This is a genomic window from Leeuwenhoekiella palythoae (assembly GCF_020310025.1).
Taxonomy (GTDB): domain Bacteria; phylum Bacteroidota; class Bacteroidia; order Flavobacteriales; family Flavobacteriaceae; genus Leeuwenhoekiella; species Leeuwenhoekiella palythoae.
Window position 1 is genome coordinate 3,405,918 of the sequence record NZ_CP084318.1, and the last position, 20,401, is coordinate 3,426,318.

Here is a 20,401-nt window from a genome sequence, read left to right on the forward strand (position 1 = left end):
ACAACTTTTAACTTGATACAAGTTCGTGTTATTTAACCCCTAAGCTTATGAATCAACGTCTACTTCAGTTCAGTATTTTTTTCAGCATAGTATCATTTCAACTCTTAAGTGCACAAAACAGTAAGTCTGCTAAAGGTTTCAAAGACTATTTCCCTATTGCAGAACGTCCATTTTTAGCGGCAGGAACCGGAAATAATCCGTATGAACGTATTTTACTTGAAGCCAAACCTGTGGTTTATTATAGCATCTATAATGATATACGTGAAGCGCTTAACAGAGATACCATTGTGGCAGGTGATGCGGTTTATTTGAGTATTCAACCGCACCTGCGTATTTATGATGAAAATTCAAAACCGGTTAAAACGCCGTCATATAAAGCTTTTATTGGATGGCAATCTATAATTAAAACGGAAAATAATAATTTTCTTACCGCTGCGATCGAAACAGGTCATTACTCAAACGGACAAAGCAAATCTGCCTTTAGCGAAGATTTTGAAGATAACACTCCGGAGAGTAGGGCACTTTACGATGATATTACAGATGATACCAATCTCTCTGAAATTTTAAATCGATCTTCCGGTAATTTTTCTACCAACCTTACACGGCTATCTTTGAACTACCGCATCAATACGTTTGATAAGGATAACTACCCCTTACAATCACACTCCTTTACAATGGCTTATCAGATTTATCACAATCGATTTTTGGGAGTGTTTCAATTTGGTGGATATAACCCAGAAGATATAAATATTTATGGCAGGCATCAAATCGAAGCTTGGTACGAATTTACCGCACATTTTAAAAAGATGCGTTATAGCCTGACGCAGCGTGTTTTTTTGCATCCTGACGTACACCCTTCAGCAGAATTGTATAGATCAGAAACTAGTGCGACTCTCTATCCCTGGGATGGAGATCTGGGAATTATGGCGCGCTTTAGCTTTGGTTTTGACGATTATAATTATCGCTTTGTAGATAGTTATCCGCGATTTTCAATTGGGTTAACTTGGGACTGGTTTACGCCGTTTGTAGTTAAGCCAAGAAGAATGCAAGTTCCTCAAAACTAATTTTATCTTCGATACTAATTAGGGTAGCATAGGTTTTAAAACAATCTTAGTTATTGTAATTCGCTGTATTCAGTATAACTACAGAACACCTTTCAGAATAAAGTATCATAGCGTTTGAGAAGCGAAAATCTTATTATGCTGAAGAATGATTTGGTGTGTTTAAGGTTCTATTCCCTAAGAATTATTTATGATCTATTGGGATACATAAAAGTCCTGTAATAGCATTGTCTTACTATATTAAAGATAGCTCCTTATCCTTTGCGAGCAAATACAAACAAAAAGGTCTGCACCGAAGCACAGACCTTTTACCAACTTAAAACTAATTTATTATGATTTGGGGAATAAATTATTCGTTTGATGCTAAAGGATTTGTAGTATTTAAATCTTCATTAAATGCTACACCCTCATTATAGTTTTCAAAATTATTAGCAGCAAGTGCCAAAGTCTTAAGATTTTTCATATTCTTAATACCTGCTGGTACTGTACCTGCTAATTGATTGTTTGATAGATTTAATTCTTTAAGATTTTCCAATTTTAAAACTGCTAAAGGAAGGTTTCCATTTAAGTTATTATCGAAAAGATTTAAGATCTCTAGATTTTTAAGGTTGCTTACCTCATTTGAAATGCTTCCGCTTAAGTTATTGCTGGTCAACATAAGTTGCTCTAGCTTGGTTAAGTTGTAAATAGTCTTAGGTAATTTACCGTCAAGCATATTTCCGTTAAGAACAAGTACTTTAAGATTTTTCAAATTTCCTATAGAAGCAGGAATCTCACCTTGAATTCTATTGAAGAATAACTCTAAAGTCACCAGACTGTCAAGATCTCCTAAAGTCTCCGGTAATTGACCGTTGAGGTTATTCATGCTTAAGTTAAGACCAACAACGTTGTTATTTACAACACGTACCCCGTGCCAAGTAGCAACATCAGCGCTAAGATCCCAAGTAGTATTCCATTCAGAACCGTTAGTGGCATTATATAAATCAATCAAAGCTTGTTTCTGAGTATTAGAAACCTCTGCGAAAGCTGTTAAGCTTAGAAATGCAACTGCGAAAAGAGTAAAAATTGATTTCATATGGGTTGATTAATTGGTTTAACGACGTAAATATAGCGTAGTTTAACCTTTAAATGCAATTATATTCGTTGAAATACACGATTGAATACCGATTTTACCCAAATAGTTGTTTTGTACAATTAAAAAATAGTTGTTTTGTACAATTCCTTAGTCGTTTGCAAACTGGTTTCGTGATGCTTTAATGGATAAAATCTAGGAATAAGTCATATTGAAGTAAGTTATTTCTTACTTAATTCAAGGTTTTGTGCTGTTAATAGTAGTTTATCTAAATGAAAAGAGTCTGATTATTTAATATCAGACTCTCTACCAACTAAAAACTAATATATAAACAAACAACAAACTAACTCGACAAATAATACCAGCTCGAATTTCAGAATTGAGTAAGGGACTCTTTGTGTTATCTTCTTCTAAGATAGCGATTTAATTCCGTTAAAAACAAATTAATTCGTTGAAATACACAAAAATAGATTTTGCAAAGTGCGTTGTAATATTTTAAATACTAAGATATTAAAGGAACCCATTGATCAAGTCGCCTTGGCTGATCTAGAATGAAGCAGATTTGATTACAACTTGTTTAATACTGTAGTAGCAATTTGCTGAAGGCTAGCTTCGTGTACTTCATGAGAACCATCAAAGATCACACCTTCCATAGAGGCGTTAATTAAAGCCTTTGCTAACTGCTGCTGTTGGCGTAACGCTTCTTTACTGATTAATGGATCTTCGTTGCCATAAATAGAAAAGACACGTTTAGGTTGATTCGCAATATGCTTCACATCAGTAGGTATTTTTCCCGAATGCAGTATTAAAACATCACAAGGAATTTCTCTACGCGCAAGCCAGCGGGTTATTACCGAAACGCCTTGCGAGAAACCCATCAATACCACATTATATTTATCGAGATCTACGCTGCTCAGTTCTTTCTTATATACCTGATCTAAATAGTTCAACAGGTTCTCAATCTCTAATTCAATATTTTCTCGAGTTAACCACGAGGCACCTATGTATTTATAACGTTTATCCTGATAATATTTGCTTGGGGCTTGAGGCGCTATTATATAGTTTGTGTCCGGAGCTAAACTTTTAAAATGCTTTATAAAAAAACTGCTCAAATGACCCAGACCGTGACAAACAATCCAAATATTCTTGGTTTGATCATTTAAAGTATTCAAGGTCTGGTAGGTGTTTGTTGTGGTGTAGCTAACGCTTTTTTCTTCGTTCATCATTTTGCTTTAAGTATCTTTACTCAGTGAGAAAGTAAGAAAAGTTTAAGGGATAATTGTTCTTAATAGAATATGTTTTAGAAGCGCAAATACTGGTTTGTAAAGAGCTTAATTTTAGTTTTTTTTTACTTGTTTTATAGCATTGAGCAAGTTTTTATAAAACGTATTCCTTAAGGTACTGCAAAGGAAGGATAAACGAATAGATATGTTTCAAGATAATAAAGTAGAAGCGCTTAAACGTTGCAACGCAATTTGCAAAAACACATTGATGGAAACGCTTCAGATAGAGTTTACTGATATTGGTGAGGATTTTCTTACCGCAAGAATGCCGGTCACTTCAAAAGTGCATCAACCGGATGGCGTGTTGCACGGGGGTGCATCAGTCGCTCTGGCTGAAAGTGTAGGGAGTGCAGCAAGTATGATGTTTCTTGACGTTGATAAAGTTTTTATAAGAGGAATTGAGATTTCTGCAAACCATGTAAAAAGTATTTCTGAAGGTGATGTGTTTGCAAAAGCGACCTATTTGCATAAGGGGCGTACCACTCAACTTTGGCAAATAAAGATTACCAATACTGCAGGTGACCTGATCTCCTTAGTCAAGCTAACCACGATTGCTTTACCAAAAAAGTAAGAATGTCTCAAGAAGAATTAGCATCGCAATTAGAAACTCATTTTCAAAAGCAATTGCCTTTTGTTATTTATAGCAAACCGAGTGCTGCTACGCTTCAGGTGATCTTTCAAGAGGATAAGAAGCTACATACCACTTCGACCTATGATGAAGAAGGTTTTGTGTTTGCTCCGTTTGATAGCAATCAGCCTGGAATTCTTTTTAAAGGTAAGCCTACCGAAATTATAGTTTCAAGGGCTGCTGTCGAATTCAATTCAGTTGAAAAAACTATTGAAACCAAGGATGCTGATCAGCATATTGCATTAGTTGAAAAAGCGATTGAAACAATAATTAATTTAGATTTGAAGAAAGTTGTGCTTTCGCGAAAGCAAAACCTTTCAATCGAAGCCTCATCGCCGGTACCGCTATTTTTTAGACTCAATCAAAAATATCCAACGGCATTTACCTATTTATGGCATCATCCTGAGGTAGGCACGTGGCTAGGTGCAACTCCGGAAACTTTATTAGCATTAAAAGGTCAACGTCTTGAAACGATGGCACTCGCGGGAACTCAATCTTATTCTGGATCCACAGATGTCGTTTGGGGTTTAAAGGAGCAAGAAGAGCAGCAAATGGTAACCGATGAAATTGCGAGTAAACTAGCAGGCTTTGACTTTAAGTCCTTTAGAGTTCACGATAGGGAAACGTACAGAGCCGGTGGACTTTTGCACTTACGAACTAAAATTACAGGGAATTTAGCACCTACTGAAAATCCACTTAAAGCTTTGCTAAGTGCATTGCATCCCACACCTGCGGTTTGTGGATTGCCACGTGATCTTGCCAAGTCATTCATTAATGAGCACGAAAGTTATGATCGTGGGTTTTACACAGGTTTCTTAGGTGAGATCAATCAGTTGCAGGATCATTCTAAACGGCGAACCCGTAGAAACGTCGAGAATCTGGCCTACAAAACCGTAAAGAAAACTTCAGAACTATATGTGAATTTGAGGTGTATGCAATTTAAACCTCAAATGGCATCGCTTTATGTTGGCGGGGGTATAACCGCGGGCTCTGACGCCAAGCAAGAGTGGCAAGAAACTGTTAATAAAGCACAAACTATTGCCAGTATTCTCTAAGATTTGGCCTTTGTCGTATTTTTGAATTCCAATGAAATATTCTAGTATCCCCGTCGCTCAATCTGTGGTTTTGCTTTGTTTAGAAAAAGGAATCAACCACATTGTAATCTCCCCAGGATCGCGAAATGCCCCGTTAACAATCGGCTTTACGCATCATCCTGAAATGAAAACCTATAGCGTGGTCGATGAGCGATCAGCAGCGTTTTTTGCATTGGGAATTGCGCAACAAATTCAAAAGCCCGTGGCGTTGGTTTGTTCGTCAGGGAGCGCTGTTTTAAACTATTACCCGGCGATTTCTGAGGCTTTTTACAGCGATATTCCTTTGGTGGTAATTTCGGCAGATAGGCCAATTGAGCGTATTGATATTGGCGATGGGCAAACCATTAGGCAGCGTAATGTGTTTGAGAATCACATTTTGTATTCGGCAAACTTATATTCTGAATATGTGCCAGATAGCACGTTGACCGATCCCAAACTCATTCAAAAACAGCGGGAGGCCACTAAGCATAACCAGCAGGAGATCAATAAAGCTTTAAACGAAGCGCTAAGCGGTCAAGGTCCGGTACATATTAATGTACCTTTTTACGAGCCGCTTTACAATACCACCGAAGAAAAACTGGTAAATCCAATAATTGTGGAAGAACCGGTAAAATCGATGGAGTTGACGGAGGACTATTTACAACCATTCATTAAAAAATGGAATAGCGCAAAGCGGAAACTGGTAATCGTGGGCGTGCTGCAACCCAATACGATTGAACAGCAATTTCTTGATACTCTAGGAGAAGATCCCAGTGTTCTGGTTTTTACCGAAACTACCTCCAATCTGCACCATCCTAATTTTTTTACAAGAATTGATAATATTATTGGTTCGCTAGACGATAACGGATTTAAAAACCTTCAGCCGGAATTACTGGTAACCATCGGCGGAATGATCATCTCAAAGAAGATCAAGGCCTTTTTGAGAGAATATCAACCTGATCAGCATTGGCACATTGACCCAAAAAAAGCGTATGACACATTTTTCTGTCTGAATAAACATTTTAAGGTTCCTGTAAATTATTTCTGGAATCAATTTTCACCACAAACTTCAACTGTTGCCAATGATTATCAGAAGGAGTGGCTTGCGGTAAGAACTCAGCGAGATCTAAAACATCAAGAATATATACAAGATATGGGTTGGTGCGATTTTAAAGCTTTTGATCGCATTCTTTCTCGACTGCGTCCCGGCAGCCAATTGCAGTTAGGCAACAGTTCAACCGTGCGCTATGTGCAGCTTTTTGATATAGATAAAACTCTAAAGGTTTTTTGTAATCGTGGAACCAGTGGTATTGACGGCAGCACATCTACGGCGGTAGGTGCTGCTGTGGGAAGTGCTATGCCTACAACACTTATTACAGGTGATCTTAGTTTTTTCTATGACAGCAATGCCCTTTGGAATGCACACCTCCCAAAAGATTTTAAGATCATTGTCGTCAATAATTCCGGGGGTGGGATTTTTAGGATTTTACCCGGGGATAAAACTTCTCAAGCCTTTGAAACCTATTTTGAAACGGTTCATAATTTAGATGCTTCGCATTTATGCAAGATGTATGGGTTAGCCTATTTTTCAGCTGAAAATGAAAGTGAGTTAGCTGAAGCTCAGGACGCTTTTTACGCCAAAAACGACCGTCCGTGCTTACTTGAAATTAAAACTCCGCGTATCGAGAATGATCAGGTTTTGTTAGGATATTTTAAGTACTTGAGATAAATAGATAAGAAATTTCGATTTTTATGTATATTTAAGGAGCTAAAATTTAAAACCTTAATTAACAGAATATCTTATGAGTAAAAGAGATGAAATGATCGCAAAGTACGCGAGCGATCTAAAAGAAAAAATGGGACACGATGCGGATATGGACCTGCTAACTAAAGTGACTATTGGTTGTGGCCCTTCAATTTACAATAAGGATTCTGCTACGGTTTCTGCCGGAAGCGAATCAGAACTTGAAACGGTAAAGAAAAATTTCTTGATCAAAAAATTAGGTCTTGAAGATGGTCCGGCTTTGATGGAAGGATTACATAAAGTTTTAGAAGATTACGGGAAATCAAATCGCAACAAGTATAGAGCTGTTGTGTATTATTTACTTACAAAGCATTTTGGTAAAGAAGAGGTTTACAGTTAATCTCAACTTCTAATAATATTGAAACCGCTTCTATTAAGCGGTTTTTTTATGCTTCGATCTGAGCTTATTTTAAGTATAAAGGAGTGCATTTCGTTAAAATTAATCCTTCGATTTTTGTTATTTTTGAAGTCTTAAAAAACAACTATGCTTGAACTGGGAGAATACCATAAAATGATAATTGATCGTGACGTAAGTCCCGGTTTATATTTGAGGGATGAAGAAGAAAATGAGGTGTTATTACCCGGTAAATATGCTCCAGAAGGTTTCGCTTTAGAAGATGAGATTGAAGTTTTTGTTTACCTCGATAATGAGGAGCGACCGGTAGCGACCACGCTTAAACCCTATATTAAAAAAAATGGTTTTGCCTATTTAGAATGTACTTCGTTGACTAAGATAGGTGCTTTTGTAGATTGGGGATTAGATAAAGAGTTGTTTGTGCCTTTTTCTAACCAAGTGACGCCTATGCACGAAGGTAATTGGTATTTGGTTTATATGTATTTAGATGAGCGTACGAATAGGTTAGTGGGGTCATCCAAATTCAATAAATTTTTAGATAATACTGATGTTACTGTTCAGAAGCACGATAAAGTTGACTTGATCATCTCGCACTTTTCAGAACACGGGGCGCATGTGATTATTAACGAGCGCCATCAAGGCTTGATTCATAAGGATACTATTTTTGAAGACATTCGTGTAGGTGACCGGCTTCCGGGATACATTAAGCGTGTGCGAGAAGATAAAAAGATTGATGTATTGCTTCAGCCTGAAGGCTACAAGAGTATTGAGCCTAATGCGCAGTTTATTTACGACGAACTCAAAGCAAACGGGGGTAGTTTACCCATACACGATAAGAGTTCGCCAGAAGATATCAATGCGTACTTCGGTATCAGTAAAAAGTTATTTAAGAAGGCGATCGGCGCCTTATATAAAGACCGACAAATTAAAATTACAGATCAAGGTATCGAGTTGACGAACAAAGACGCTTAACCTTAGTATTTAATCAAAATCAAGGTTAAACGTTATAACTCTAAGTCCATACAAATAGTAAAATATTATGCAAGAACCTCACTGGGAAACGGTTAAAGAATATCAAGATATTACGTTTAAAAAAGCAAACGGAGTAGCCCGTATCGCTTTCAACAGGCCCGAAGTACGCAACGCATTCAGACCTAAAACAACGTCAGAATTATTAGATGCTTTTCACATCGCTCAAGAAGATACGTCAGTAGGTGTGATATTGCTTTCTGCGGAAGGACCGTCGCCAAAAGATGGTGTGTATAGTTTTTGTAGCGGGGGTGATCAGAAGGCGCGTGGCGATCAAGGCTATGTAGGCGAAGATGGGTATCATCGCCTGAATATTCTTGATGTGCAGCGTTTAATTCGTTTTATGCCTAAAGCAGTAATTGCAGTGGTTCCCGGTTGGGCAGTAGGAGGAGGGCACAGTTTACACGTAGTTTGTGATCTTACTTTGGCAAGTAAAGAATACGCGATTTTTAAACAGACAGATGCTGATGTTACTAGTTTTGACGGAGGTTATGGCTCCGCTTATTTAGCTAAAATGGTAGGGCAGAAAAAAGCGCGTGAGATTTTCTTTTTAGGTCGAAATTACTCAGCACAGGAGGCTTTTGAAATGGGAATGGTCAATGCTGTGATTCCGCATGACGAATTAGAAGCAACGGCTTACGAGTGGGCTCAAGAGATTTTAGCAAAATCACCAACATCAATAAAGATGCTCAAATTTGCTATGAACCTAACGGATGATGGAATGGTTGGACAGCAAGTTTTTGCAGGTGAAGCCACACGATTAGCATATATGACCGAAGAGGCCAAAGAGGGTAGAAACGCATTTTTAGAAAAAAGAAAACCCAATTTTGATAAAAAATGGATTCCATAGCAGAAAAATTGATCACGTTCTAGTATTTTTAAAAGAACGCAGTCAAAAACTTCTCAATGGAATATAAGTTTACAAATGCCCCAGTAGACCTAGATGCCTTACCTGATCATCAACAGCTAGTTTATACGCCCACTTTAAAAGCTAGACTTTATAAAGCCTTACTCGTTATAGGTTTGTTTTATATTGTCTTGATCATTGGCATTCTACTTTTGCGTACGGTCTCTGACGTAAAGTATTTAATTCCCGCTTTATTTATTGGAGTTACGCTAGTGTTTCTATTGATGGCAGGTTATCAGTTTTTATTGCAAAAACAGATAGGCTATGCGCTGAGGGAACACGATATAGCATTTCGGCGCGGAGTGATCTTTGAAAAGATTACGCTTATTCCATTTAATAGAATTCAGCATATTTCAACTTCTGCGGGTGTTTTAGACAAGGCTTTCAAAATCGCTAATCTGAATATTTTTACAGCTGGTGGATCAGGAAGTGATATCAATATCCCCGGATTAAATCCCGATATGGCGGCACGCCTTAAAGATAAAGTGGCTCAACATCTAACCGAAGCCGATGTCTAAACCGTTTGAGACTCCACAATTACAATCAAAGCTTGGGATTCTTTTCATTTTTTTATCCCAGGCTTATAAATTTTTGCGTGCTTTTGGTGCTGCATTTCTTTATTTTCTCATTAAAGGATTTCCTTCAGAAGTTGTACTGCCCATAAGTATAGGGTTGGTTGTATTGCTTCTGGCCATTTTAGGATATAGCATTTTATCGTATAAAAAGTTTCGGTTTTATATAGATTATAAGAATGCTGAATTCATTCTAGAGCAAGGCGTATTTGCGACAAAAGTTACTTCGATACCATTTTCTAAGATCCAGCAGGTTTATTTTAAGCGTTCTTTATTGCAGCGCGTGATCGGCGTAAATAGTGTTGTGGTGGATTCCGCAGGAAGCAGCGCTCAGGAAATTGATATTAAAGCCTTGTCTGATGAAGATGGTAAGGAGTTGCAGCAGATACTGATGCAGGCTGTAAAGGAAGAAATCGGTACTTCTGAAGCTAGTGAACCAAATGAATCACAACCTGAGAATACTGCTAGCAAACAGCCAGAAGCACTCTGGACGCACCGATTAAGTCCTCTAGCCTTATTGAAGTTGGGCATCACCAGTAATTATTTTAGAGGGGTTTGGCTCATTCTATTTTTTGTGGGGTCTTTATACCAACAATTGGGAGATTTTGAGTTGCTGCAAGATGATCAATATACAGAAGGAATAAAGGGCTATTTTGACGCTTACAGTAAGCCTATTGAACTTTTTCTACTTACCGCCTTAGTATTTGTCGGCGTTTTTATTTTAGGAATGCTCATCTCCTGTATTGAGATTTTTATCAAATATTTTGATCTCAATCTTAAACAGACCAAAGAAAGCTTAGAATTGGCAATGGGTCTTAAAACCAATACTAAGGTCAGTTTAAAACCGCGAAGAGTGCAATTGATGCGCGTGGTTACTAATCCTATTCAAAAAAGGTTGAATCTCAACGAGGCACAAATCGCAATTGCTAGTAGTCAGGATGATCTCAATAAAGCTAAAATTACGATTCCGGGGTTGGAGCGAGCTCAAGTAGAAAAAGTAAAACGCTTTTTGTTCAGTCATCAAATGCGTCCCGGCCGTATATTTAAACCGGCATTCATTTTATATGTGCGTTTGCTCATCATAGCAGGTTTGCCGCTTCTTTTGACGGCCCTTGTCGCTTCATTTTTGGTTCCTAATTATATGACCGAAATTCTCAGCATTCTCTTTATCATTTTTGGGATGCTAATCATTCCGTATCAGTATTATTGGTACAAGGCCCTGGCGCTCGAAATTACACCTGAATTTGTAATTCTTCGGAAAGGCGTATGGAATCAGAAAACTGAAATTATAGAATTGTTCAAGCTACAATCTGTAACCGTTAGTCAACCGGTGTGGTATAAAAAGCGTAATCTTTATAATTACACGTTTCATACCGCAGGCGGTGATTTATCTTTTCCGGTAACGAGTGCTGAAGCACAGCGATACATTAACTATGCGCTGTATCGCGTTGAAGTTTCGCGAGAAGCCTGGATGTAACTCTTATCTGATTTGCGGATATGCATTAGGATTTACCTCGTGCATTATCTCATATATTTTCTCAAAAATATCTTCTGCGGAAGGCTTAGAGAAATAATCCCCGTCAGTACCATAAGCCGGTCTGTGTGGTCGTGCAGCGAGAGTTTGTGGCGCGCTATCCAGATGTCTAAATGCCTTTTGCTCATCTAAAATATGCTGCAGTAAATAGGCCGAAGCTCCACCGGGCATATCTTCATCTACGACCAAGATTCGGTTTGTTTTTGCAATACTTTTTACCGTATCGTGATTCAAATCAAAAGGAAGTAAAGATTGCGCATCGATCACTTCAACACTTATATTGACAGCTTGTAGGTCCTTAGCAGCAAGCTCTACCAATCGGAGAGTACTACCATAAGAAAGCACAGTAATATCTGTTCCTTCTCGTAATACTTCAACCTTACCTATTGGTGTTTTAAATTCCGCCAAGTTAGTAGGTAGCTTTTCTTTTAATCGATATCCGTTAAGACATTCTACAATCACCGCAGGTTCATCACTTTGCATTAAAGTGTTATAAAAACCGGCCGCTTTGGTCATATTGCGCGGTGTTAAAATATATACTCCGCGAAGTAAACCTAAAAGTGCTCCCATCTGAGATCCACTATGCCAGATCCCTTCTAGACGATGTCCACGTGTTCTTACGATCAATGGAGCCGTTTGTTTACCGTGAGTTCTATAGCGCAACGTGGCCAAATCATCACTCAAGGTTGCCATCGCATAAAGTATATAATCTAAATACTGAATTTCGGCAATAGGGCGTAAGCCGCGCAAGGCTAAACCTATTCCTTGACCAATGATCGTTGTTTCGCGAATTCCCGCATCAGCAACACGTAATTCGCCATATTTATCTTGAAGTCCTTCTAAACCTTGATTAACATCCCCAATGGTACCGGTATCTTCACCAAATACAACACTGTTAGGGTATTTGCTGAATAGCGCATCAAAATTATCTCGCAATATAATGCGCGCATCTACCGTTTTTGCATCATCAGCATATTGCGGAAGTTCTTCAGCAATATTTGTCGCTTTAGAGTCAAATTCACTAAACACGTGACTGCTGTAATTAGGCTGTTCTTTAGCGATAAATTTAGTCACCCAATCTTTTAATGCCGAGATCGCTTCACTTTGTTCTTGGGCTACAAAACGTAATGTTTTTCGCGCAGCGATCAGTACATCAGACTTCAGCGGATCTTTCTCATCAACTAAAGCTTGTTTGATCCCTTTAATAAATTGACCGTTTTCACTTTCAGAAATGATAGTATCTATCAAGCTTACAACCGTCTTTTTTTCTGCCTTAATCGGATTTAAGAAAGATTCCCAAGCTTTGCGTTTTCCTTCGCGCACTTTGCGCTTGATGTCTTTTTCTAAATCAGAAAGTTCTTCATCAGTGGCGATCTGGTTGTTGATCATCCACTCACGCATCTTAGTATTACAATCGTGTTCTTTTTCCCATTGCAAACGATCTTTACTTTTATAACGCTCGTGCGAACCAGAAGTAGAGTGCCCTTGTGGCTGAGTAAGTTCGGTGACGTGTAAAAGTACAGGAACGTGTTGTTCGCGCGCTATTTTTCCGGCTTGTTCAAAAGCATCTATAAGTGCGGGATAATCCCAACCTTTAACGCGAATGATCTCAAAGCCATTTTCTTCTTCATTACGCTGAAAACCGCTCAGGATCTCAGAAATATTTTCTTTGGTAGTCTGATGTTTCGCGTGTACTGAAATTCCGTAGTCATCATCCCAAATTGCTGTAACCATCGGGATTTGCAATACTCCTGCGGCATTGATGGTTTCAAAAAACATCCCCTCAGAAGTACTGGCATTACCAATAGTTCCCCAAGCGACTTCATTACCTTCGTTAGAAAGTCCGTCTGTGTTCATTTCAGGAACTTGTCTAAACAATTTTGAAGCTTGCGCAAGACCTAATAAGCGCGGCATCTGACCGGCGGTAGGCGAGATATCTGCACTAGAGTTATATTGTTCTAAAAGATTTTTTAGCTTACCGTTTTCATCTAAACTATGCGTACCAAAATGACCACCCATTTGTTTCCCGGCACTCATAGGGTCATTTTCAAGACTTGTATGGGCGTATAGACCGGCAAAAAAGTTTTCGATGGTAAAGTGATCAATGGCCATCATAAAGGTTTGATCGCGGTAATACCCCGAGCGCCAATCTCCTTTTTTAAAGGCTTTAGCCATCGCTAACTGAGGGACTTCTTTACCATCACCGAAAATTCCAAATTTTGCTTTCCCGGTTAATACCTCTCTACGACCTAATAAACTGCATTCACGGCTGGTGACTGCAATTCTATAGTCATTAAGGACTGTGGCTTTAAAATCATCAAATGAAATTTCAGAAGTAGGCTCAGATTGCGTGTGCATAATTTTTAATCAGTTTGTGTAAAAGTACGGAAATTTCACGTTATACACAATTCAATAATTTCTTTAAAAAATGATAAATTTTTAATAAAAATCGTTTTGATTGAATTTTTATTAAAAACAAGGTGTAAATAATCTATTCTGCTAATAATTTTTAAATGGAAGGAGCTTCGTCGGGGTGTTTAGTCTAGTACCACTTTCTAGTAAATAAGCTCAACATGGTGCGCAGGTCTAGGGTAACGATAAAACGAATTTTTTGATCATAATTGGGCTGACCAATTTCCCATCCATTAGAAGAGTACACTGGAAAAAAGAGTTCAAAGTAGTCTTCAACCAATATCGTACGTATACCGCTATCGTATAAGAAACGTGCAGAACTCCCTTGATTTTTCACCAGACCTATATCTGCATATCCGTGAATGAAATTCCAAAGTGTGGTGCTGGTGTTTACGGTAGTTAGCCACTCATTACCAAAAGGGGTGTCGAGTTTTGACTTGAATCCACCTTCGGCTAAAATTAATTGCTGACTAAAAATTCCTGAGTTTTCAGACCTTCCGTAATAATTGTATCTGAACAAATAATCGGTAGGGCGGTCTAGTGCAAAACTGAAATAATCCCCCTGAGAACGCGTATCATTGTATAAAAAGATTCCACCGAAAAAGCGTAAATCAAACTGCCTGTTATTTAAAAATACTTTACGGTATTTAGCGGTAAGCGCAAACTTGCTGAACTTCTGCGACAGCTGAAAATCTGTATCATATGTAAACGCGTTGATCACTCCCGGATCACTATTGGTGTAGCGTACATTAAAAACACTATAATTAGGATCGTCATTGGTGATCACATCAGACTCATCTCTATAAACATTGATATTGCTTACCGTGAGAAACTGTCTTTTGTCTGATCTAAAATCGTCTGTTCTAAAGCCAAATGTTATAAAAGGACTGTAAGACTTGTACAAAGCATCTGGCGCATAAGAAGAAAGTGAGCCCGAAATACCGTAGCGTATCGCGTATAGATTACCTTCATTTACGTTTTGCGTATAGGTAAAGCCGGCGCTACCGGTCAACTTGTTTGATTTTAATCCGTATTGCGGTTCTATGCGGTAATTAAACGCTTTAGAAAGCAACGTTTTATTATACATTTTTGCGCCCAGTTTTAAGCCGTCGTAAAAGTTGTATTCTACAACCGGCATAAAAAACACCTGATTTTTAGAAGGATCTTCAAGATCCTGTAATAACTTAAACTGAAACGGTTTATTCACCCCAAGAAACGGATTGATTTTCTTATAGTTATTGCGTCTGTTGTATTCTGGTACAAAACCTTCAGCATTGATAACGACGCGATCAATACTATCACCGGCAATACTAATGTGTTGCTCTTTCTCAAAACCGTCAACCCAAGTTTTTGAGACGATCTTATCTTTATTCATCCCATAAACGGGAATAGGCATCTGACTTTTGGTCTTATTCTTCAGTTCAATTTTAATGCTATCGCCTTCTCTTTTGACTTCGTTGAATTTATAATCTATAATCTTACGTGAATTCACATAATCATTAAAGAACCAATCGAGATCTTTTGAAGTATTAGCTCTGAGAATTTGTTCAAACGCTGTTGAAGAGGTGAGCTTTAATTTATTTTCTAAGTAGAATTGGTCAATGCTTTGTTCAACCGGAGTAACGCCTAAATATTCAGAGAGGTAGTTCATACCTGCAGCAGCTTTATACGAGTTTGCGATGTTTTTATTGAATTTTATCAGCGAATCGCTAGGCGTGGTCAGCGGCTGATCTAGATTCATACGCGCCATATGCATATACAGCAAGTTGTACTGCTGATTAAATTCAAGATCTGAAAGGTGAAATTGCCGCGCCAGCCAATATCGGTTCAACGTACCTACCACTTTTAATTTGGGATAAAAATGATCCATGTATTTCATCATGGTGTACATTTTTATTCCATCGGCGATCCAACGGTCATCTCGAGGATTGATAAATAAGGTGCGATCTATAAAATTATCTATAGCTGTTTTTAGAATTTTAAGTTCGTACTTAAAATCTTCAGGAAACGGACTCAAAAAGTCAGGCAGCTGGTTTAAACCATATACCGGATTTTCAGCATAATCTATATTTGAAATAACCAATTGCTTAAAAGGATATTCGCCCAATTCGGCAACAAGAAAATGACTGATTTTGTCAATGATCAAAGCTTCTCTTTCGGCAATAACCTTATCGTCTGTGATATTGGTAACCACCGTTAGATCATCAGTTTCCGTGATCTGAAATTCAGAAATCTGCCGTAAATAAATTGTAGTGTTATTTCTGGAATTGCCTTCTAAATAAACGGTCTTGTAATTATTTTGAGCACTTACAGTTGCATTGGTTTGCTCAAGTTCATTGATAAAGCGATAATTCTTTTTAAACGAAAATTGGATCGAGAAATCTGTGGGCGCCATATAAAGGTCATCCAGATTTTTATTGCTGTAATAATGCCAAGTCCCATCGTAAACCGCTGGTGCAATAAACCAGTATTTCAGATTAAAATCTCCGTTATCTAGCGCCCCATAACCGGTAAACTTGGCATCAGGAATACGTATATTGTAATTGAGTTTTAGCTGCGTAGTTTCACCCGGAGCTAGAGAATTTATCAATGTTACTTGAATGACGTCCTCAGCGTCTTCAAGCCTCGAAAATGATAGGTTTCTGAAGCTTTCACCAATTATAGAGTTGATCTTTGAAGCGCCCCGCGCATCATCACTCGCAAGATGAAACCTTCGGTCGTAATTCTCAGCAAATCGCCTACCGAGTTTAGATTGTTTTGATGAAAAACTATGTGCCCAGTCATTGAAGAAAAGTTCCGTTAGCGTATCCTTTGAAGTATTCTTAAAATAGATATCCTGCTGAATAAAAAGAGACTTTTCTTCTTCTACCAAGCGTGCCGTGATCTCAATACGATTCTGTGCTTCGCTTGTAAAAGGAAACAGGCCAAAATAGAGAAGAAGCGCTTGAAGCAACGTCTTCATAAGCTCGATTGAATATGTAGGCGTAAAAAAGTTGAGATGAGCACGCGGGCAGTTTTTCTTTAGAATGAATCAATTACTATACCAACGCAAATAGTAGCGCTATGGTTTTTCTATTTAGAAATTAGGACTCAACTCATATTCATTGTAGAAGTTGTTTAGCACCTCAAGTACTTCATCTTCGGTATCTACAAGATGCAAGAGCTCAATATCTCCCGGGCTGATTGTATTGAATTTGTCTAGCAATGTATTTTTAATCCAATCAAAAAGTCCTTGCCAATATTCAGTACCTACAAGAATGATGGGGAACTTATCAATTTTATGGGTTTGAATAAGCGTGATCGATTCAAAAAGTTCGTCTAAGGTCCCAAACCCTCCAGGAAGCACTACAAAGCCTTGCGAATACTTCACAAACATTACCTTACGAACAAAGAAATAATCAAAGTCGATGCTTTTATCACCGTCAATATATGGGTTGTCGTGTTGCTCAAACGGCAAATCAATATTTAAACCTACCGAAGTACCGCCGGCAAGGTGCGCACCTTTGTTACCGGCTTCCATAATTCCGGGGCCACCACCGGTGATCACACCGTAGCCGTTTTCAACGATTTTTTCTGCGATAGCCACAGAAAGCTTATAATATTTTTGATCTGGTTTAGTACGTGCGCTACCAAAAATAGAAACACAAGGACCAATTCTGCTAAGCTTTTCAAAACCGCTTACAAATTCGCCCATGATCTTAAAAATAGCCCAAGAGTCGTTTGTTTTTATCTCATTCCAACCCTTAGGTTTTTGTTCAGTTCTCATAATATTTTGTTTTGTAAAATTTTGGCAAGAGCCTAATTTAATTCATTTCGAAGAAACTTGGCGGTAAAGCTCTTTTTATCTTTTGCCACTTCTTCAGGAGTCCCTTTTGCAACAAGTTGGCCGCCATTTCTACCGCCCTCATACCCAATGTCTATGATGTGATCTGCCATCTTGATCACATCGAGATTATGCTCAATGATCAACATGGTATTTCCTTTGTCGGTAAGTCTGTTAAGCACATCCATCAAGATACGTACATCTTCAAAATGCAAACCGGTTGTAGGTTCATCAAGAATGTAGAAAGTATTTCCGGTGTCGCGTTTAGAAAGCTCTGTAGCCAATTTTATACGCTGGGCCTCACCACCCGAAAGCGTAGTAGATTGTTGTCCTAACGAAATATACCCCAATCCTACATCTTGAATGGTTTTGAGCTTTCGGTAAATTTTAGGAATATGCTCAAAAAATGGAACCGCCTCATCAATGGTCATCTCAAGAACATCGGCGATGCTTTTTCCTTTATATCTAATTTCTAGCGTTTCTCTATTGAAGCGTTTCCCTTGGCAAGTTTCACATTCAACATAAACATCGGGTAGAAAGTTCATTTCTATCACGCGTAAACCACCGCCTTTACAGGTTTCACAGCGTCCGCCAGCCACGTTAAAACTAAATCGCCCCGGCTTATAACCACGAATTTGAGCTTCTGGGATTTGTGCAAACAAACTGCGAATTTCACCAAAAACTCCGGTATACGTTGCGGGATTGGAGCGCGGTGTGCGGCCAATGGGCGACTGATTGATGTCAATAACTTTATCGCATTCATCTAGACCTTTGATGCTCTTATACGGTGCAGGTTTTTTAACACCGTTAAAATAATGCGCATTCATAATAGGGTAGAGGGTCTCGTTGATCAACGTAGATTTTCCACTTCCAGAAACCCCGGTAACTACGATCATTTTGCCTAATGGAAACTCAACATTTACCTTTTTTAGGTTGTTGCCTTTAGCTCCTTTTAAAACGATTTTTTTACCATTGCCCTTGCGGCGTTCTGCCGGAACAGCGATTTCTTTTTCTCCATTGAGATACTGAGCGGTAAGTGTATGCTGCTTTACAAGCTGTTTTGGCGTTCCCTCGCTGATGATCTCCCCACCGTGCTTTCCGGCAAACGGACCTATATCAATAACATAATCGGCACGCTCGATCATATCTTTATCGTGCTCTACAACCAAAACTGAGTTACCTAAATCGCGAAGGGATTCTAGCGAATTGATGAGTTTTTCATTGTCTCGCTGATGCAAACCTATACTCGGCTCATCAAGAATATAGAGTACACCCACCAGTTGCGAACCTATTTGTGTCGCAAGGCGAATACGCTGCGCCTCACCACCAGAAAGCGATTTTGAACTTCGATTTAAGGAGAGATAGGTCAGACCTACATCTACCAGAAACTGTAGTCTCGCATTGATTTCCTTTAAAATTTCAGTGGCGATCGCGGTTTGTTTGTCGCTCAAATTGTCTGGTAAATCCTTGAACCAAGCTGCAAGTTCCAGCACATCCATTTGCGCAAGCTCGGCGATGTTTTTTTCGCGTACGCGGAAGTATAATGATTCTTTACGCAGACGTGATCCTTCACATTCCGGGCAAACCACCTTTTCCATATATTCTTTAGCCCAGCGCTTTAAGGAAGCAGAATCATTATTGTTGTAGGTGCTCTCAATAAAATTTGCAACCCCTTCAAAATCAATTTTATAATTTCGGCTAACACCTAGTGTTTTGGAGTCAACAGTGAACTTTTCCTTTCCTCCATAAAGAATCATGGTCAATGCTTCTTTAGGAATATCTTTAATAGGGTCTGTTAATTTAAAGTCAAAGCGCTGCGCAATGATCTCTAGTTGCTTAAAAATCCAATTACTTTTTTGATTTCCGTGAGGAGCTAGTCCGCCATTTTTAATCGATAATTTAGGATCCGGGATGATTTTATCCTCGTTAACGACGCGTAACTCACCAATACCGTTACATTTAGGACAGGCGCCTTTAGGTGAGTTAAACGAAAAATTATTAGGTTCAGGATTAGGATAAGAAACCCCGGAAGTAGGACACATTAAGCTTCTACTGAAATAGCGTGCTTCGTTCGTATCGTGGTCCAGAATCATCATCACATCTTCGCCGTGATACATCGCTGTATTGATGGTTTCCAGAATGCGCTTATCGATGTCCTGACCTTCTTCAATTTTCAACCGATCAATCACAATCTCTATATCGTGCGTTTTGTAGCGGTCGATCTTCATACCTTTTTCAATGTCGCGTACTTCGCCATCTACACGCACTTTGACAAAGCCTTGTTTAGCGATTTGTTCAAATAATTCGCGGTAGTGCCCTTTACGACTTCTGATAACAGGAGCCAATACGTTTACCCGTTTTCCGGCGTATTCTGTTTTGATAAGATCTTTGATCTGCTCGTCGCTGTAGCTTACCATTTTTTCGCCGGTTTCGTAGCTATACGCATCACTAGCACGCGCATACAACAGGCGTAAGAAGTCATAAATTTCGGTAATGGTTCCTACGGTAGACCGCGGACTTTTACTCGTGGTTTTCTGCTCGATTGCGATCACCGGTGAAAGCCCTTGTATTTTATCTACATCAGGACGCTCTAAACCACCTAAAAATTGTCTGGCATATGCCGAAAACGTTTCGATGTATCTACGCTGACCTTCCGCGTAAATGGTGTCAAATGCAAGAGAGGATTTCCCACTACCGGAAAGACCGGTAATTACAACCAGTTTTTCTCGGGGTATTTGAACGTCTATATTTTTAAGGTTATGGGCTCTCGCGCCATAAACTTCAATGTATTCTTGTGATTCTGCCATTTTCTTTTTCAAGTGTGCAAAGGTACTGTAATTGGGTGAAA

At 38.8% G+C, this 20,401-nt stretch carries 15 protein-coding genes; 9 read left to right on the top strand and 6 right to left on the bottom strand.

Features of this window, described 5'->3' with window-relative positions; translation table 11 throughout:
* Positions 1-47: 47 nt before the first annotated feature.
* Positions 48-1,064: a hypothetical protein gene (locus LDL79_RS14540; RefSeq protein WP_225598230.1), complete on the top strand. Its 1,017-nt coding sequence runs from the start codon at positions 48-50 to the stop codon at positions 1,062-1,064.
* Between the two features lie 346 nt (positions 1,065-1,410).
* Here the strand turns inward: LDL79_RS14540 and LDL79_RS14545 are convergent, their stop codons facing one another.
* Positions 1,411-2,136: a leucine-rich repeat domain-containing protein gene (locus LDL79_RS14545; protein ID WP_225598231.1), complete on the bottom strand. Its 726-nt coding sequence runs from the start codon at positions 2,134-2,136 to the stop codon at positions 1,411-1,413.
* A 563-nt stretch (positions 2,137-2,699) separates the two neighbouring features.
* A complete protein-coding gene (locus LDL79_RS14550) occupies positions 2,700-3,359 on the bottom strand; it encodes an alpha/beta hydrolase (RefSeq protein ID WP_225598232.1) in 660 nt (219 codons plus the stop codon).
* A 202-nt stretch (positions 3,360-3,561) separates the two neighbouring features.
* Here LDL79_RS14550 and LDL79_RS14555 point away from each other — a divergent pair, with 202 nt between their 5' ends.
* From LDL79_RS14555 to LDL79_RS14590, 8 genes are all read left to right on the top strand, one after another.
* Entirely contained in the window at positions 3,562-3,987 is a 426-nt protein-coding gene (locus LDL79_RS14555) for a PaaI family thioesterase (RefSeq protein ID WP_225598233.1), read from the top strand.
* Between the two features lie 2 nt (positions 3,988-3,989).
* Entirely contained in the window at positions 3,990-5,099 is a 1,110-nt protein-coding gene (locus tag LDL79_RS14560; RefSeq protein ID WP_225598234.1) for a chorismate-binding protein, read from the top strand.
* A 31-nt stretch (positions 5,100-5,130) separates the two neighbouring features.
* On the top strand, positions 5,131-6,846 hold the full coding sequence (menD, locus tag LDL79_RS14565) for a 2-succinyl-5-enolpyruvyl-6-hydroxy-3-cyclohexene-1-carboxylic-acid synthase (protein ID WP_225598235.1): 1,716 nt from the start codon (positions 5,131-5,133) through the stop codon (positions 6,844-6,846).
* 73 nt (positions 6,847-6,919) lie between these two features.
* Entirely contained in the window at positions 6,920-7,261 is a 342-nt protein-coding gene (locus tag LDL79_RS14570; RefSeq protein WP_225598236.1) for a DUF2853 family protein, read from the top strand.
* 144 nt (positions 7,262-7,405) lie between these two features.
* Positions 7,406-8,248: a CvfB family protein gene (locus LDL79_RS14575; protein WP_225598237.1), complete on the top strand. Its 843-nt coding sequence runs from the start codon at positions 7,406-7,408 to the stop codon at positions 8,246-8,248.
* A gap of 67 nt (positions 8,249-8,315) precedes the next feature.
* Positions 8,316-9,155, top strand: a complete 840-nt coding sequence (locus tag LDL79_RS14580; RefSeq protein ID WP_225598238.1) for a 1,4-dihydroxy-2-naphthoyl-CoA synthase — start codon at positions 8,316-8,318, stop codon at positions 9,153-9,155.
* Positions 9,156-9,211: 56 nt separating this feature from the next.
* On the top strand, positions 9,212-9,730 hold the full coding sequence (locus tag LDL79_RS14585; RefSeq protein ID WP_225598239.1) for a PH domain-containing protein: 519 nt from the start codon (positions 9,212-9,214) through the stop codon (positions 9,728-9,730).
* A complete protein-coding gene (locus tag LDL79_RS14590; RefSeq protein WP_225598240.1) occupies positions 9,723-11,261 on the top strand; it encodes a PH domain-containing protein in 1,539 nt (512 codons plus the stop codon). The genes LDL79_RS14585 and LDL79_RS14590 overlap by 8 nt, the downstream gene beginning before the upstream one ends.
* A gap of 3 nt (positions 11,262-11,264) precedes the next feature.
* Here the strand turns inward: LDL79_RS14590 and LDL79_RS14595 are convergent, their stop codons facing one another.
* From LDL79_RS14595 to uvrA, 4 genes are all read right to left on the bottom strand, one after another.
* A complete protein-coding gene (locus tag LDL79_RS14595) occupies positions 11,265-13,676 on the bottom strand; it encodes an alpha-ketoacid dehydrogenase subunit alpha/beta (RefSeq protein WP_225598241.1) in 2,412 nt (803 codons plus the stop codon).
* A gap of 184 nt (positions 13,677-13,860) precedes the next feature.
* Complete coding sequence (locus tag LDL79_RS14600) at positions 13,861-16,692, bottom strand: gluzincin family metallopeptidase (protein ID WP_225598242.1); 2,832 nt, start codon at positions 16,690-16,692, stop codon at positions 13,861-13,863.
* A 114-nt stretch (positions 16,693-16,806) separates the two neighbouring features.
* A complete protein-coding gene (locus LDL79_RS14605) occupies positions 16,807-17,496 on the bottom strand; it encodes an LOG family protein (protein WP_225598243.1) in 690 nt (229 codons plus the stop codon).
* A gap of 32 nt (positions 17,497-17,528) precedes the next feature.
* A complete protein-coding gene (gene uvrA, locus LDL79_RS14610; protein ID WP_225598244.1) occupies positions 17,529-20,360 on the bottom strand; it encodes an excinuclease ABC subunit UvrA in 2,832 nt (943 codons plus the stop codon).
* Positions 20,361-20,401 lie beyond the last annotated feature (41 nt).

Excerpts from the sequence above, each read along its gene's own strand:
- LDL79_RS14540 (WP_225598230.1), top strand. The coding sequence starts at position 48 with ATGAATCAACGTCTACTTCAGTTCAGTATTTTTTTCAGCATAGTATCA.
- LDL79_RS14545 (WP_225598231.1), bottom strand. The coding sequence starts at position 2,136 with ATGAAATCAATTTTTACTCTTTTCGCAGTTGCATTTCTAAGCTTAACA.
- LDL79_RS14550 (WP_225598232.1), bottom strand. The coding sequence starts at position 3,359 with ATGATGAACGAAGAAAAAAGCGTTAGCTACACCACAACAAACACCTAC.
- LDL79_RS14555 (WP_225598233.1), top strand. The coding sequence starts at position 3,562 with ATGTTTCAAGATAATAAAGTAGAAGCGCTTAAACGTTGCAACGCAATT.
- LDL79_RS14560 (WP_225598234.1), top strand. The coding sequence starts at position 3,990 with ATGTCTCAAGAAGAATTAGCATCGCAATTAGAAACTCATTTTCAAAAG.
- menD (WP_225598235.1), top strand. The coding sequence starts at position 5,131 with ATGAAATATTCTAGTATCCCCGTCGCTCAATCTGTGGTTTTGCTTTGT.
- LDL79_RS14570 (WP_225598236.1), top strand. The coding sequence starts at position 6,920 with ATGAGTAAAAGAGATGAAATGATCGCAAAGTACGCGAGCGATCTAAAA.
- LDL79_RS14575 (WP_225598237.1), top strand. The coding sequence starts at position 7,406 with ATGCTTGAACTGGGAGAATACCATAAAATGATAATTGATCGTGACGTA.
- LDL79_RS14580 (WP_225598238.1), top strand. The coding sequence starts at position 8,316 with ATGCAAGAACCTCACTGGGAAACGGTTAAAGAATATCAAGATATTACG.
- LDL79_RS14585 (WP_225598239.1), top strand. The coding sequence starts at position 9,212 with ATGGAATATAAGTTTACAAATGCCCCAGTAGACCTAGATGCCTTACCT.
- LDL79_RS14590 (WP_225598240.1), top strand. The coding sequence starts at position 9,723 with ATGTCTAAACCGTTTGAGACTCCACAATTACAATCAAAGCTTGGGATT.
- LDL79_RS14595 (WP_225598241.1), bottom strand. The coding sequence starts at position 13,676 with ATGCACACGCAATCTGAGCCTACTTCTGAAATTTCATTTGATGATTTT.
- LDL79_RS14600 (WP_225598242.1), bottom strand. The coding sequence starts at position 16,692 with ATGAAGACGTTGCTTCAAGCGCTTCTTCTCTATTTTGGCCTGTTTCCT.
- LDL79_RS14605 (WP_225598243.1), bottom strand. The coding sequence starts at position 17,496 with ATGAGAACTGAACAAAAACCTAAGGGTTGGAATGAGATAAAAACAAAC.
- uvrA (WP_225598244.1), bottom strand. The coding sequence starts at position 20,360 with ATGGCAGAATCACAAGAATACATTGAAGTTTATGGCGCGAGAGCCCAT.